Here is a 15,179-nt window from a genome sequence, read left to right on the forward strand (position 1 = left end):
AAGCAACCCAAGCAACCCAAGCAACCCAAGCAACCCAAGCCGACCCAGGCCGACCCAAGCCGACCCAGGCCGACCCAGGCCGACCCAGGCCGACCCAGGCCGGCCCAGCCGAAGCCGACCCACCTCCCGTGCCCGCTAAATCTCGACGACCTTATCCCAAGCAAAGAGCGGGTTTTCCAGCAGGCCGGTGCGCCGGTCGAGATAGCCGCGCGGATTGCAGACCACGCGCGTGCCGTTCACGTCGTAGTCGAACGGTGTATGCGTGTGCCCATGAATCCACAGCGCGACAGGCGGCCCCACGAGATCCGGTAAGTGATTGACGAAGCCCGCCGACACGACGTCTTCCGCATAACGCTCGGCCAGACTCAGCCGATGCGGCGCGTGATGCGTGACGACGATCGTCTTGCCGCCGAACGGCTTGGCGAGTTCGCCCTGGAGCCAGGCGCGTGCTTGCCGGTGCAGCGCGAGCGAGTCGTCGGGCGTGAAATCGCGCGTGGCGTCGTGGGTGTCGTGCGGCCAGTTCATCTGGATCAGCCCGCGGAAATCGAGCATCACCTTGCGCGACGCCTCGATCGATTCGGCGAGCGTGTCCGGGTCATTTCCGTACAACGCGAAGTCGGTCCACAAGGTCGTGCCGAGCACGCGCCACTGGCCTTGCGGGTCGACCAGCGCGGCGTTGTTCAGCACGTGCACGTTATCGACCTGCGCGGCCGCGTCGTAGAGCGCGGCGTCGAGCGCGCTGAACTCGCCGTCGTAGTATTCGTGATTGCCGGGCACGTAGACCACCGGCACGGCGCCGTCGAAAGTCTGCGCGGCCCAGCGCGGTCCGGCCGCGTGATTGTGGATGTCGCCGGCCAGCACGATCAGATCCGCCTGCGCGTGCGGGACCAGCTCGGGCTCGTCGTTCTCCAGATGCAGATCAGACAGCACTCGAATCTTCACGACCTCGACTCCTGCAAGGGGCTCCGCAGAGGAACACGGAGCTTCAGACGTTAGCGTAGCACCTTGCCCGGATTCATCAGATTCAGCGGATCGAGCGCGCGTTTGACGGCGCGCATCAACTGCACTTCGACATCCTGCTTGTAGTGCATCGCCTCGTCGATCTTCAACTGGCCGAGCCCGTGTTCCGCGCTGATGCTGCCGCGATGCCGGTGCACGCTGTCGTAGACGATCTGGTTGATCGGCCTCTGGTACTGCTTGAGGAACGTTTTAGCGTCGCCGCCCTCGGGCGCCTGCACGTTGTAGTGCAGATTGCCGTCGCCGAGATGGCCGAAGGTCACCATGCGCGCGCCAGGCACGGCCTGCGCGATCGCCGCGTCGGTTTCCTCGATGAAGTGGCCGATGCGCGAGATCGGCACCGCGATATCGTGCTTGATGTTCAGGCCTTCCTCGGCCTGGGCGAGCGGAATGTGTTCGCGCAGATTCCAGAACGCGCGCGACTGGCTGAGATTTTCCGCGACCACCGCGTCTTGCACGAGACCCTCTTCGAGCGCCGTTTCCATCAGCCGCTCGAACAACCCACGCGCGTGTTCCTCGCTTTCGCTGTCCGACAGTTCCAGCAGCACGACTTGCGCGTGCGGCTCGGCGAACGGATAGCGCATCTGCTCGAAATGCCTGCCGACGAGGCGCAGGCAGAAATCCGACATCAATTCGAAACCGGTCAGGAGCGGCCCGGCGATGCGTTGCGTGAGCGACAAAAAGTCGAGCGCGGCATACGGGGAAGCGAGCGCGGCGAGCGCCGTGACTCGCGCAGCCGGTCGCGGATGCAACTTGAGCACGGCGGCGGTGATGATGCCGAGCGTGCCTTCCGCGCCGATGAACAGGTCGCGCAGATCGTAGCCGGTGTTGTCCTTGCGCAGTCCGCGCAGGCCGTCCCACAGTTCGCCTTGCGGTGTCACCACTTCGAGGCCGAGGCACAACTCGCGCGCATTGCCGTAGCGGAGCACGCCGGTGCCGCCCGCGTTGGTGGCGAGATTGCCGCCGATCGTGCAGCTGCCTTCGGCGGCGAGGCTCAAGGGGAAGAGGCGGCCGGCCTCGTCAGCGCGCTTCTGCACTTCGGCGAGGATCACGCCGGCTTCGACCGTGATCGTATTGTTGTGCGGATCGATGTCGCGCACCCGGTTCAGACGCCGCAAGCTGATGACCCCCTGCGCACCGCTTGCATCCGGCGTGGCGCCGCCGGCGAGACCCGTGTTGCCGCCTTGCGGAACCAGCGCGATGCGATGCTCGACGGCGAGCTTCACGAGCGTCGCGACTTCGTCAGGCGTGGCCGGGCAGAGCACCGAGCACGCCGCGCCGGTGTAGCGGCGGCGCCAGTCGGTCAGGTACGGGGCGGTGTCGTGCGGGTCGGTCAGCACCTGCGCGGCGCCGATGGCGTCGCGGCAGGCGGTGAGAAAAGCGGTTTGGGTCATGTTGGTCGGTCAGCGTATTCGGGCGGAAATGTCGGGTGAGGCGGAGCGTTTTCGTCAGCTGGACGTATTGGCCTGGTCGGCGGCCTCGCTTCCGGCGTGATTTGCAGGCCGGATGGCAGCCTGAATGGCAGCTTGCTTTGCCGCTCGTTTCGCCGCGCGTTTGAATGGCGCGACATAGGCCAGCGTGCAGACGAAAAAAACCACGGAGAGCGCGGCTTCCAGCCAGCCGAGACCGGCGCTCAGTCCGCGGTCGCTCCAGCCACGCACAATGCCTTCGGCAAAATACAGCAGGATCAGCATCGACGCCCATTGCAGCGTATAAAGCCGGCGCCGCCAGACGCCCGGCAACGCGAGCAGCAGCGGCACAGCCTTGAGCACGAGCGCCGAACCGCCGGGACGCAGCGGCGCGAGCCACCATTCCCACACGACGGACAGGGCGATCAGCACCACCAGGGCAGTGGTGGCCCCGAACGCGGCAGCGCGATTTCGCGGCACGGGCACGGCGGTTGTGGTCATGGGCGCCTGCGTTGCGGTGCCGGCGCTCGACGAGCTGGCCGACTGGGCGTGCGGCTCGTTCACGGCCTTTCACTCATGGATGCCGCGGTGCGCGCGACGCGTGCACCGAGCGCGATGGCGAGCGTCTTCTCGTCCGCCGAGATGCCTTGTTCGGCGCTGCCCGCGCGCGCGAAATGCGACGCGCCGTACGGAGTGCCGCCGGTTTGCGTGGTGCTCAGTGCGCTCTCCGTATACGGAATGCCCACGATCAGCATGCCGTGATGCAGAAGTGGCAGCATCATGGAAAGCAGGGTCGATTCCTGGCCGCCGTGCAAACTGCCGGTGGACGTGAACACGCAAGCGGGCTTGCCAGAGAGCGCGCCGGAAAGCCATTGCGGCGTGGTGCCGTCGAGAAAGTATTTGAGCGACGCGGCCATGTTGCCGAAGCGGGTAGGCGAACCGAGCGCAAGACCGGCGCATTCCTCCAGGTCGCGCAGTTCGACGTAGGGCGGGCCTTCGGCGGGAATATCGGGCTGGGTGGCTTCGCAGACGGTGGACACCGCCGGCACGGTACGCACGCGCGCCTGCATGCCGGGGACGCTGTCGACGCCGTGCGCGATCGCCAGCGCGAGCTCGCGCGTGGCGCCGTGACGGCTGTAATAGAGCACGAGAATGTCTTTCATAGGCCTCATCGGTGAACGGGTATTATAGGGGTTGGGTCCGCTCGACAGGCCACCCATAGCCGTTCGGCCAGGTCTCGCGCGCGGTCCTGATTCACCGGTACACGAAGCAAGGAGGTGGGGTTTGTTGTCCAGGGTGCGTTTCGATCTCGACACGCTCAAGCGGCTCGCGCAATTTGCCGCGCAGCGCAGCAGCGAAGACCGCATTCCGCAGGTGGCCGGCAGTCTCACGTTCACCACCATGCTCTCGCTCGTGCCGCTCGCCACGGTCGCGTTCGCGCTGTTCACCGCGTTTCCGATCTTTGCTTCGTTCCAGATGTCGCTGCAGATTTTTCTGGCCGACCATCTGATGCCCGCGCAGCTCAACAGTCAGATCTTCAACTATCTGAACCAGTTTGCTTCGAAGGCGAAGGGCCTCACGACCATCGGTATGATTTTTCTGTTCGTCACCGCCGTGATGACGATGATGACGGTCGAATCCGCCTTCAACGTGATCTGGCGCGTGCGCAAGGCGCGGCCGATCGCCCAGCGCATTCTGGTGTATTGGGCGATCATCACGCTCGGGCCGATTCTGATCGGCGTGAGTTTGTCGATATCGTCGTACCTGTTCACGCAATCCATGACCTTCACGGCGGCGCAACGCATGACGCCGGTCATCGAGTGGGCGCTCACCGGCGCCGCGCTGCCGCTCACCGCGCTCGCCTTCACGATTCTCTACGTCTACCTGCCGAATTGCCGCGTGGAATGGCGCGACGCGGTGATTGGCGGCGTGACCGCGGCGATCGCCTTCGAACTGGCGAAGCGCGGCTTCGGCTATTACGTGCGGCGCATTCCGACCTACACCGCGGTGTACGGCGCATTCGCGGCCGTGCCGCTGTTCCTGGTGTGGATGTACCTGTGCTGGTTCATCACGCTCGCGGGCGCGATGATCGCGTCCGCGTTGCCGGCCATTCGCATCGGCCAGTTTCACCGGCCCGTCTTCGAGGGCAGCAATCTGTTCGACTCGCTCGAACTGCTCGCGCGGCTCTCGGAAGCGCGTGAAGCGGGCAAGCGCGGCTACACCGTGCCCGAACTTTCGCGGATGCTTCGTCGCGATATGGACACCACGATCAACCTGCTGCAAAAGCTCGAGGAGATCGAGTGGATCGCGCGCTTGCAGGAGGACGGCATGCGTCCACACTTCCTGCTGCTGGCGAATCCGGCGCAAATCACGGTCGAGCGCCTGTTCGCGCTTTTCGTGATCGACCGAGCGGAACTCGAGTATCAGCTCCAACTGGCGTCCACCCGCGTGGATGGCGAGATGTTGCTGGCGGCGCTGGAAAACGACAAGCTGAAGGTCACGCTCGCCGCGTTGCTGGCCGCACGCGCGGCCGCTCGCGCGGCGCGTGCCGAGCAGAGCGAATCCGGCACACCTTCCATGCCGCATCAGGCGGCTTGAGTCGCGCGGAATGCGAACTGGCCGGCGCTGAAACTACCGCATCGCTACAACGAAATCTTCCCGACGCAGATGTCCTTGAACATCACCCAGTCGCCCATCAGGCTGTAAAGCGGATGCCGGAAGGTGGCCGGCCGGTTCTTCTCGAAGAAGAAATGCCCGACCCAGGCAAAGCCGTATCCGCAGATCACGGCAGCGGGCAACCAGAGCCAGTCGCCAGTGGCGAGCGCCATGGCGAGACAGCCGATGACGCCGAGTGATCCCACGAAATGCAGCCGCCGCGAGACCGTGTTGCGATGCTCGCTCAGGTAGTACGGATAGAACTCCGCGAAACTCGCGAAGTGATCGGTGTGCGCGGTTTGAGCCATCACGGCCTCCGGATTGCGACGCTTCTCGATGCTTCAGCGCGTGCAAACATGCCAGACACACGCGCTCGAAACAGGACAGGCTTGATCCATTGTGCGGCTATCGGGCGACGCGCGCAACCTGGCCATTCGGCCGATGGCGCGGCGCTCCTCACGCGGTTATCGTAATGGCTCGCAACGTCTATCGAACCTCACGAGGCGCTTTGGAAGCGAAGCTGAAGAGGGCGTCGAGCGTGGCGTCCGGTTGCTCGGTCATGAGCGCGTGGCCGGCTTCGAGCGTGACCGTGTCGACCGGTACGCCGGCTTGCGCCAGGGCGCCCGCAAGCGCTTTGGCCGCGCGCGGCGGCGTCATCGCATCGCGCCGGCCGACGATCAGGCGTGCGGCACAGCGCACCTGCGCGGCGCGGGCGAGGCCGTCCGCGTAGCTGTTGCAGGCGGCGAAGTCGGTGTGGAACAGGTTCGGTTCGCCCCTTGCCGAGACACGCTCCATCAAGCGCTGGTTCATGCCGTGCAGCCAGAAGCCAGGACCGGGGCAGGAGGGTTTGGCCGCGAAGGTCGAATGCGACCACTCGTTGACCATGCCGATCGCTTCGGGCTCGCGGTGCAAGGCGGCGTCGAGCAATGCGTCGGAGACGGCCATCGGCATCGCCGTGGCGAGCAGGGCGAGGTGGGTTGCCCGCTCCGGATAGCGGCCGGCGAAGTCGAGCGCGATCAGCGAGCCCATGCTGTGGCCGGTCACGAATGCCCGTTGCACGCCAGCCGCGTCGAGCAGCGCGGCCAGCCAGTCGGCCATGGCCGGCACTGTGGTCAGCGCCGGGCCGCCGCTGCGGCAGTGGCCGGGCAGATCCACGGCCAGCACGCTAAAGCCGTGATGCGCGAAGTAGCGTGTTTGCAGCGCCCATACGCTGTGATCGTGCTCGGCGCCGTGAATGAAGACGGCGGTCGGCAGGCTCGTATCGAACGCTTTGCCGCCGGTGTAGGCGTACGCGGGTTTGCCTTGAACAGTGAGGATCATGCGGACTCCGGGCGAGGTTGGGCGACCGTGCCAGATGCGCCAGATGCGCCGGATGTGCCGCCGTGCGGCGCGCTTGAACCGCTCGCTTTCTGCGCGGCCTTCAGCGCGCGCTTGAGGTCGTCGATCAGATCGTCGGGATCTTCGAGGCCGATCGAGAGGCGGATCGTGCCTTCAGCGATACCGGCTGCGGCAAGCGCGGCGGCGTCCATGCGAAAGTGTGTCGTCGATGCGGGATGGATCACCAGCGAGCGCGCATCGCCCACGTTCGCGAGGTGTGAGAACAGCGAGAGCGCTTCGATGAAGCTGCGTCCGGCGGCGCGGTCGCCGCGCAGATTGAAGCTGAACACCGCGCCGGCGCCGCGCGGCAGCAGGCGCCTGGCGAGCGCGTGGTCCGGATGCGTCGGCAATTCCGGGTAGGCGACGGCTTCGACCGCGGCGTGAGCGGCGAGGAATTCAACCACGCGGCGCGTATTGGCGACGTGCCGTTGCATCCGCAAAGGCAGCGTTTCGATGCCTTGCAGCAGTTGCCATGCGGCCTGCGGATGCAGGCATGCGCCGAAGTCGCGCAGGCCTTCGCGGCGCGCTCGCAGCAGGAACGGCGCGACGGTGCTTTCGTCGGTAAACACCATGCCGTGAAAGCCGTCGTAAGGCTCGGTGAATTCGGGGAAGCGGCCGGAAGCTTCGAAGTCGAACGTGCCGCCGTCCACCAGCACGCCGCCGATCGTCGTGCCGTGGCCGCCGAGAAATTTGGTGGCCGAGTGATAGACGAAGTCCGCGCCGTGTTCGAACGGTTTGAGCAGGTAAGGCGTGGTGAAGGTCGAGTCGACTAGCAGCGGCACCCGGTGCTCATGCGCGATCTGCGCCACGGCGGCGATATCGAGCACGTCGAGGCCAGGATTGCCGAGCGTCTCGCCGAACAGCAGTCGCGTGTTCGGGCGCAGCGCGGCGCGCCACGCGTCGAGGTCGCCGGGCTTGACGAAAGTCGTCTCGATCCCGAAGCGCCGCAACGTGTAGTGCAGCAGATTGTGCGAGCCGCCATACAACGCGCTGGAGGCGACGATATGCGAGCCCGCGCCCATCAGCGTGGCGATGGCCAGATGCAAGGCCGCTTGGCCGCTCGCCGTGCCGATTGCGCCCGCGCCGTTTTCCAGCGCGGCGACGCGTTCCTCGAACACGGCCACGGTCGGGTTCGAGATGCGTGAGTAGACATGACCGGCGCGCTCCATATTGAAGAGCGCCGCGGCGTGGTCCGAGTCTCGGAACGAAAACGAGGTAGTCTGGTAAATCGGCGTGGCGCGCGCGCCGGTTGTCGGGTCGGGGGCAGCGCCGGCGTGCAGCGCAAGCGTGTCGAAACGGTTGGCGGACATGCTGGGCGGCGGGGCCACGGACGGCCTCGCGAAAGATGAAAGTGGCGGCCATCCTATCACCGGCAGGCGGCGCTTCAAGCGCGGTTTTCCCGATGCGCGTACGCTCAGAATCACGGGTTGGAACCTGCGAACGCCCGCTGCGCCTTGGTGGGCGGGCCGCTTTCCTTTTATGGGTCTTTCCGCTAGGATCGAAAAACATCGATGCAATACCATGCTTAGCGGGCATTACGGGAGACAGATCATGCGAGTCAGCGACATCCTCAAAGTCAAAGGCAACACCCTTTTCACGGTCACGCCGGATACCACGCTGCACGACGCAGTCAATGCCATGGCCGAGCACGACATCGGCTCGCTGGTGGTGATGGAGTACGGCGACCTCGTCGGCATGCTCACGTTCCGTGAAATCATTCTGACGTTGAGCGAGAACGGCGGCAGCGTCGGCACCTCCACGATCCGCAAGGTCATGGACGACCATCCGCTCACCTGCACGCCGGAAACGGATGTCAACGAAGTCCGCCGCATGATGCTCGAGCATCACGTGCGTTATTTGCCGGTGATGGAAAGCCGCACGCTGATGGGTGTGATCTCGTTCTACGACGTCGCCAAGGCGGTGGTCGAAGAGCAGGGGTTCGAAAACCGCATGCTCAAGGCCTATATCCGCGACTGGCCGGAAGAACAGCAGGATCAGCAGCCGGCGCGTTAATGCGCGGCGATTCACTGCGACGCGCTAGCCGTTGCTGTGAGCGCGAAGAGGCAGTCAAGGCGCGCGCGAAAGCGTGCGCTTTTTTTGTGTCCGGCGCCCGCTTTGGCCTCATGTCCCGCCTTGTGTCCGGTCCTTCGGATGGCCGGATGCCGAGGCCGATGCGAACTCGCGTGATGGGCTCGCAGGCCGGCGCCGCTTGCCGTCCGGTGATTCGTCCACGCGCGACACTGTGCATGGCTCTTTCTTCTTTGTCGTTCTTTTAGCCTGTTTCCGGAACTTCATGAGCGATCGTCCGCTACCTGCTGCCCGCCGCGCCGCCCGTCAACACGAGACGCACGAATCCCAGTTCCGGCTGCTCGGCCAGCGTCGCTTCGCGCCGTTTTTCTGGACGCAGTTCCTCGGCGCGATGAACGACAACGTGTTCAAGATCGGCTTCACGTCGCTCGTCACGTATCAGGCGGCGCGCTTTTCCGGTGTCGATCCGAAGACGGCGGCGTTCCTGATCTCGGCCATCTTCATTCTGCCGTTCGTGCTGCTGTCGGCCACCTCCGGCCAGATCGCCGACAAGTACGATAAAGCGATGCTCACGCGCTTCGTCAAGAGCTTCGAAATCGTGGTGATGCTGATCGGCGGTGCCGGTTTCTGGTTGCATAGCGCGCCGCTTCTGTACCTGTGCACGTTTCTGATGGGCGTGCACTCCACTGTCTTCGGGCCGGTCAAATACTCGTACCTGCCGCAGCATCTGTCGAAGGCGGAGCTGGTCGGCGGCAACGGCATGGTCGAAATGGGCACCTTCGTGGCGATCCTGATCGGCACGATCGTCGGCGGCGCGGGCGCGGGTTTCGTCGGACACGGCGCGGTGGTGCTCGCCTGCGCGTGCGTCGCGATCGCGGTTGTAGGGCGCGTCGTGTCGAGCTTCGTGCCGGTCACGCCGGCGCCGCAAGCCGATCTGCGCATTAACTGGAATCCCGTCAGCGAGACGTGGCGCAACCTGAAGCTGGCGCACGAAAACCGCACCGTGTTTCTGAGTCTGCTCGGCATTTCCTGGCTGTGGTTCGTCGGCGCGATCTTCCTGTCGTCGTTCTTCAGCTTCGCGAAGAATGTGCTGTCCGCCGATCCGGACGTCGTCACCGTGCTGCTCGGCACCTTCTCGGTCGGCATCGGCCTCGGCTCGCTGATGTGCGAAAAGCTGTCGAAGCGGCGCATCGAAATCGGCCTCGTGCCGCTCGGCTCGATCGGCATGAGCGTGTTCGCGATCGATCTTTTTTTCGCGAGCCACGCGCTGCCGCCCGCGGGGCATCTGCTGAGCGTCGGCGAGTTTATTGTTCGGGCCGCCCACTGGCGCGTGCTGGCCGATCTGTTCCTGCTCGCCATGTTCGGCGGCTTCTACAGCGTGCCTCTGTACGCGCTGATCCAGAGCCGCAGCCAGCCGAGCCACCGTGCGCGCATCATCGCGGCGAACAATATTCTGAACTCGCTGTTCATGATCGTCTCGTCGCTGATGGCCGTCGCCTTGACCTCGGCGGGCTTCAGCATTCCGGCGATTTTCCTCGTCACCGCGCTGCTGAATATCGTGGTGGCGACCTACATCTACTCGCTGGTGCCGGAGTTTCTGCTGCGCTTCATCGCCTGGGTGCTGGTGCACACGTTCTACCGGATTCGCCTCGTGCATGCCGAGCGGATTCCGGAGGAAGGCGCGGCCGTGCTGGTGTGCAACCACGTGAGCTTCGTGGATGCGATCGTTATCATGGCCGAGAGCCCGCGGCCGATCCGCTTCGTGATGGACCACCAGATCTTCAGGACGCCGTTTGCCGGCTGGGTGTTCCGTCACGCGAAGGCGATTCCGATCGCGCCGGCGCATCAGGATGCGCAGATGCTGACGCGCGCCTATGAGCGCTGCGCGCGGGCGCTTGCCGAGGGCGAACTGATCTGCATCTTTCCGGAGGGCAAGCTTACCCGAACCGGCGACATGAACCCGTTCCGTCATGGCGTGACCGAGATCATCCGGCGCACGCCGGCGCCGGTCATCCCGATGGCGCTGCGCGGCCTGTGGGGCAGCGTGTTTTCGCGCGCGGGCGACGCGCGCTGGCCGCGGCCGATCCAGAAGGGGGTCATGAGCCGTCTGACGCTGGCGGTGGGCGAGCCGATCGAGCCGGCGCTGGCGACGCCGGAGAAGCTGCAGCAAATCGTCACCGAGTTGCGCGGGGCGCGGAAGTAGCGCGGCCGCAGCCCTGAAGCCCGGCAGCGGCATCACGGAAAACGAAAGATGCCCGCGCAGACGGAGCGCCAGCGAAAGGTGGTGGAATGCCAGCGCCGCTCGGGCGCCGATTGCTCAGGCAGGCGGCGTGCAATATCGGCGCAGAAATTTCTGACTTGCGATGTTTTGCGCGCCGACTGCCTGAGTGACCTAGGCAGTCGGCGATGCGAACATTCCTACAGGGCGCAGCGTGTGTCCTGACAAACTGGGTGATCCAGCGGGAAGCGGCCGCGCGTGCACACCCTGGCCGGTCGGCCAAAACGACCGCGCGGCGCGGTCCAGACGCCACGGGGCTGGCATAATAGTGCCTTCCCCGCATTTCTTTGGACGACGCCCATGTCCGGCAACACGCTCGGTACGCTTTTCACTGTCACGACCTTCGGCGAATCGCACGGCCCCGCTATCGGCTGCGTGATCGACGGCTGCCCCCCAGGCATGGCGCTCAACGAAGCCGACATCCAGTTCGAACTCGACCGCCGCAAGCCCGGCACGTCGCGCCACGTCACGCAGCGCCAGGAAGAAGACAAAGTCGAGATCCTGTCAGGCGTGTTCGAAGGCCAAACCACCGGCGCGCCGATCGCGCTCATGATCCGCAACACGGACCAGCGCAGCAAGGACTACGGCAATATCGCCGACACGTTCCGCCCTGGTCACGCCGACTACACTTATTGGCAGAAATACGGCATTCGCGACTATCGCGGCGGCGGCCGCTCGTCGGCTCGTCTCACGGCGCCGACGGTGGCCGCGGGCGCGGTCGCCAAGAAGTGGCTGCGCGAGAAGTTCGGCACCGAAATTCGCGGCTATATGGCCGCGCTCGGCGAGATCGACGTGCCGTTCATCGACTGGGTGCACGTGCGCGAGAACCCATTTTTCGCGCCCAACGCGGAGATCGTCCCGCAACTCGAAGCGTATATGGACGCACTTCGCAAGGAAGGCGATTCGATCGGCGCGCGCATCAACGTCGTGGCGTCCGGCGTGCCGGTCGGCCTCGGCGAGCCGCTGTTCGACCGCCTCGATGCGGACATTGCGCACGCCATGATGGGCATCAACGCGGTGAAGGGCGTCGAGATCGGCGCGGGCTTCGCCAGCGTCGCACAACGCGGTTCGGTGCATGGCGACGAATTGACGCCGGAAGGCTTCGTCGGCAATCACGCGGGTGGTGTGCTCGGCGGGATTTCGACCGGACAGGACGTGACGGTGTCGATCGCGATCAAACCGACTTCGAGCATTCGCACGCCGCGCCGCTCGATCGACAAGGCGGGGCAACCGGTAATCGTCGAAACGTTCGGACGGCATGACCCGTGCGTCGGCATTCGCGCTACGCCGATCGCTGAATCCATGTTGGCGCTGGTGCTGATCGACCATGCGCTGCGCCATCGCGCGCAATGCGGCGACGTCGCCGTCAGCACGCCGAAGATCGCGGCAAGCGCGCCTTAACGGGCCTGCTTCAAGCGCCTCTGTACCCGTTCTGCGTGGGCAGTGCCGTCTCCATGACCGATCTCGATTCCGGGCCGTCAGCGAGCCACCTCGCGGGCCTGCGTGCGCGTGCCGCCGCGCCCGACGCCAACGCCGGCGAGTGCCTGGCGTTCGGTCAGGCGCTGCTGCAATCCGCCGGCCGCGACAAGGCAAGCCAGCGCGAGGCACTTGCTGCCTTGGTGCGCGCCTATCAACTCGACCCTTCCTGCGAACCCACGCTGCTGCATACGATTGCGCAAACTGCCTTCGTGCTGCGCGACTGGGCGCTGGTCGACTCCGCTGCCGGCTTGCTGCTCTCGCGCAACGCCGAAGACGCCAACGCGCTGATCTGGCGCGCGGCGGCCGTGCAGCGACGCGACGACTTCGCCACCGCAGAGGCGCTGTTGCGCGAAGCCGTGCGCGTCGTGCCCGGCAATCCGGTGGCGCTTCACAAGCTGGCGTTGTGTATCAAGGAGCAGGCGCGGTTCGCCGAGGCCGAGGCGTTGCTGCGGCAAGTGCTGACGTTCTCGCCGGATAACGTCCATGCATTGTTCGATCTGTCGGAACTCGAGATTCGCAGCGGACGCTTTGCCGACGGTTGGGCGCATTACGAATCACGCAATGCGTTTGCTGCGGCCGAACTGAATAACGCGCAGCAGGCGCTCGCGGCGATCAGCGCGCATTGGCAGGGCGAATCGCTTGCCGGCAAAACATTGGTGGTCTACGGCGAGCAAGGCAACGGAGACTGTCTCTGGGCGGTGCGCTTTCTGCCGCTGCTGGCTGAACGGGCGCGGCGCGAGGGCGGCCGGGTGATTTTCGGTCACGACGGACCCTTGCGGCGTTTATTCGAACGGATGCTGCCCGCAGATTTGCCGCTCGAAACGAGTCTGGAAACGCAGCCTGACTTTCATTGCGGGCTGATGAGCCTGCCGCTGCGGCTCGGTATTTTCGACGCAACGGGATGGGGCGCGCGGTACCTGACGGCCGATCCTGCGCGTGAGCAGACATGGCGTGAGCGAGTCGAAGCGCACACGGCCGGCAAGCGAGGCGATCGCAAGATCGGTCTGGTGTGGAACGGCAATCCAGACCATATCCGCGACATGCGGCGTTCGGTGCCCGTCGAGCAAATCGAACCGCTGTTGAACGTACCCGGCGTGAGCTATTTTGCTGTGTCGCCGGGGCGCGGAGAGACGGTCGCGCAGTGGCGCGCAAAGGGTCTCGACGTCGTCGATCTGACGCATCATTTTCAGTCCGGCTTCGACGATGTCGCGGCGTTGCTGGCGAATCTGGATCTGGTGGTGACGATCGACAGCGGACCCGCGCATCTGGCGGGGGCGCTCGGCGTGCCGACCTGTTTGATGATCGATCACGTCTCCGCCTGGTTCTGGGGCGATGGATTGCCGGAGACGGCGTGGTACGACTCGGTTGAACTGGTTCGACAGCCGCGCGTCGGCGACTGGGCGCCGGTCGTGGCGAAGGTGCGGGAGCGGATTGAAGCGGTGGGGCGGAGTTGAATCGATTGCCTTCACAGCGCGAGAGTTTAGAAGCATGCGCTGCGAAGGCAAGTAAAGCATCAATCACATGTTCGGATAGTTCGGACCGCCCCCACCTTCAGGCGTTACCCACACGATGTTCTGCGTCGGGTCCTTGATATCGCAGGTCTTGCAGTGCACGCAGTTCTGCGCGTTGATCACGAGGCGTTCGCTGCCGTCGTCGTTCTTGACGAACTCGTACACCGCCGCCGGGCAATAACGTGATTCCGGACCGGCATAGGTCTGCCAGTTCACATTCACCGGCACCGACGGATCTTTCAGCGTCAGGTGAGCCGGCTGGTTTTCCTCGTGATTCGTGTTCGAGATGAACACGGAGGACAACCGGTCGAACGTCAGCTTGCCATCCGGCTTCGGATACGTGATCGGCTTGCACTGTGACGCGGGCTTGAGCATTTCGTGATCCGAATGCTGGTGATGCAGCGTCCACGGCACGTTGCCGCCCAGCAGCTTCTGCTCGATACCGACCATCAGCGTGCCGAGATAGAGGCCCTTGCTCATCCACTGCTTGAAATTACGCGCGCGATGCAGTTCGGTGTGCAGCCACGACGTCTTGAAGCTCTCCGGATAGGCGGTGAGTTCATCGCTAGTGCGACCTGCCTGCACAGCGTCGAACGCCGCTTCAGCGGCCAGCATGCCGGTCTTGATCGCCGCATGCGAGCCCTTGATCCGCGATGCGTTCAGGAAACCGGCATCGTCACCGACCAGAGCGCCGCCCGGGAACACCAGTTTCGGCAGGGACATCAGACCGCCAGCCGTGATCGCCCGCGCACCGTACGACACACGCTTGCCACCTTCGAGCACAGCGCGGATCGCCGGATGCGTCTTGTAGCGCTGGAACTCCTCGAACGGCGACAGGTACGGGTTCGTGTAGCCGAGACCGACGACGAAGCCCACCACCACCTGGTTGTTATCCATGTGATAGAGGAACGAACCACCGTACGTGTCGTTTTCCAACGGCCAGCCGGCGGTGTGCATCACCAGACCCGGCTTGTGCTTCGACGGATCGATTTCCCACAGTTCCTTGATGCCGATCCCGTAGACCTGCGGATCGGTACCTTCGCGCAGCTTGAATTTATCGTTCAACTGGCGGCCGAGGTGACCACGCGCGCCTTCGCAGAACAGCGTGTATTTCGCGTGCAGCTCCATGCCGAGCTGGAAGTTCTCGGTCGGCTCGCCGTCCTTGCCGATACCGAGATTACCCGTCGCGACACCTTTAACCGAACCGTCATCGTTGTAGAGGATTTCAGCCGCCGGAAAGCCCGGAAAAATCTCGACACCCAGCGCCTCAGCCTGCTGACCCAGCCAGCGCGTGACGTTCGCGAGGCTGATCACATAGTTGCCGTGATTCTTGAAGTTGTCCGGTAACGCCCAGGTCGGCACGCTCTTCGAACCGGTTTCCGTCAGGAACAGGAATTTGTCTTCGGTCACATCCACCGTCAGCGG

13 protein-coding genes are annotated in these 15,179 nt (G+C 64.7%); 5 read left to right on the forward strand and 8 right to left on the reverse strand.

Features of this window, described 5'->3' with window-relative positions; translation table 11 throughout:
• Positions 1-135: 135 nt before the first annotated feature.
• The 4 genes from PQR32_RS41200 to wrbA are packed head-to-tail and all read right to left on the reverse strand — an operon-like array spanning position 136 to position 3,589.
• A complete protein-coding gene (locus PQR32_RS41200; protein ID WP_408241365.1) occupies positions 136-942 on the reverse strand; it encodes a metallophosphoesterase in 807 nt (268 codons plus the stop codon).
• Between the two features lie 50 nt (positions 943-992).
• Positions 993-2,411, reverse strand: a complete 1,419-nt coding sequence (locus PQR32_RS41205; RefSeq protein ID WP_408241368.1) for an FAD-binding oxidoreductase — start codon at positions 2,409-2,411, stop codon at positions 993-995.
• Between the two features lie 54 nt (positions 2,412-2,465).
• Positions 2,466-2,927, reverse strand: a complete 462-nt coding sequence (locus tag PQR32_RS41210; protein WP_408241371.1) for a DUF2069 domain-containing protein — start codon at positions 2,925-2,927, stop codon at positions 2,466-2,468.
• A 59-nt stretch (positions 2,928-2,986) separates the two neighbouring features.
• Positions 2,987-3,589, reverse strand: a complete 603-nt coding sequence (gene wrbA / locus PQR32_RS41215) for an NAD(P)H:quinone oxidoreductase (protein ID WP_132373683.1) — start codon at positions 3,587-3,589, stop codon at positions 2,987-2,989.
• A gap of 121 nt (positions 3,590-3,710) precedes the next feature.
• Between wrbA and PQR32_RS41220 the strand changes: the two genes are divergently transcribed.
• Positions 3,711-5,024: a YihY family inner membrane protein gene (locus tag PQR32_RS41220; protein ID WP_408241374.1), complete on the forward strand. Its 1,314-nt coding sequence runs from the start codon at positions 3,711-3,713 to the stop codon at positions 5,022-5,024.
• A 44-nt stretch (positions 5,025-5,068) separates the two neighbouring features.
• Here PQR32_RS41220 and PQR32_RS41225 read toward each other — a convergent pair whose 3' ends face one another.
• From PQR32_RS41225 to PQR32_RS41235, 3 genes are all read right to left on the reverse strand, one after another.
• Positions 5,069-5,389, reverse strand: coding sequence for an Mpo1-like protein (locus PQR32_RS41225; protein ID WP_012433756.1), 321 nt, complete (start codon positions 5,387-5,389; stop codon positions 5,069-5,071).
• A 178-nt stretch (positions 5,390-5,567) separates the two neighbouring features.
• Positions 5,568-6,401: an alpha/beta fold hydrolase gene (locus tag PQR32_RS41230; RefSeq protein WP_408241377.1), complete on the reverse strand. Its 834-nt coding sequence runs from the start codon at positions 6,399-6,401 to the stop codon at positions 5,568-5,570.
• Positions 6,398-7,768, reverse strand: coding sequence for an O-acetylhomoserine aminocarboxypropyltransferase (locus tag PQR32_RS41235; protein WP_408241380.1), 1,371 nt, complete (start codon positions 7,766-7,768; stop codon positions 6,398-6,400). Before PQR32_RS41235 ends, PQR32_RS41230 begins: the two co-directional genes overlap by 4 nt.
• A 241-nt stretch (positions 7,769-8,009) precedes the next feature.
• Here PQR32_RS41235 and PQR32_RS41240 point away from each other — a divergent pair, with 241 nt between their 5' ends.
• The 4 genes from PQR32_RS41240 to PQR32_RS41255 all read left to right on the forward strand — a co-directional run bounded on the left by PQR32_RS41240 (position 8,010) and on the right by PQR32_RS41255 (position 13,697).
• The gene (locus PQR32_RS41240) at positions 8,010-8,471 is read left to right on the forward strand and encodes a CBS domain-containing protein (RefSeq protein ID WP_132373686.1); all 462 of its coding nucleotides are present in this window, start codon (positions 8,010-8,012) and stop codon (positions 8,469-8,471) included.
• A gap of 280 nt (positions 8,472-8,751) precedes the next feature.
• On the forward strand, positions 8,752-10,689 hold the full coding sequence (locus PQR32_RS41245) for an MFS transporter (protein WP_408241383.1): 1,938 nt from the start codon (positions 8,752-8,754) through the stop codon (positions 10,687-10,689).
• 375 nt (positions 10,690-11,064) lie between these two features.
• Positions 11,065-12,165, forward strand: coding sequence for a chorismate synthase (gene aroC / locus PQR32_RS41250; RefSeq protein ID WP_408241386.1), 1,101 nt, complete (start codon positions 11,065-11,067; stop codon positions 12,163-12,165).
• Between the two features lie 53 nt (positions 12,166-12,218).
• Positions 12,219-13,697, forward strand: coding sequence for a tetratricopeptide repeat protein (locus PQR32_RS41255; protein WP_408241389.1), 1,479 nt, complete (start codon positions 12,219-12,221; stop codon positions 13,695-13,697).
• Positions 13,698-13,760: 63 nt separating this feature from the next.
• Here PQR32_RS41255 and PQR32_RS41260 read toward each other — a convergent pair.
• A partial coding sequence (locus tag PQR32_RS41260) for an electron transfer flavoprotein-ubiquinone oxidoreductase (protein ID WP_408241392.1) occupies positions 13,761-15,179 on the reverse strand: 1,419 nt, incomplete at its 5' end.

Source organism: Paraburkholderia dipogonis, assembly GCF_046027395.1.
Taxonomy (GTDB): domain Bacteria; phylum Pseudomonadota; class Gammaproteobacteria; order Burkholderiales; family Burkholderiaceae; genus Paraburkholderia; species Paraburkholderia dipogonis_A.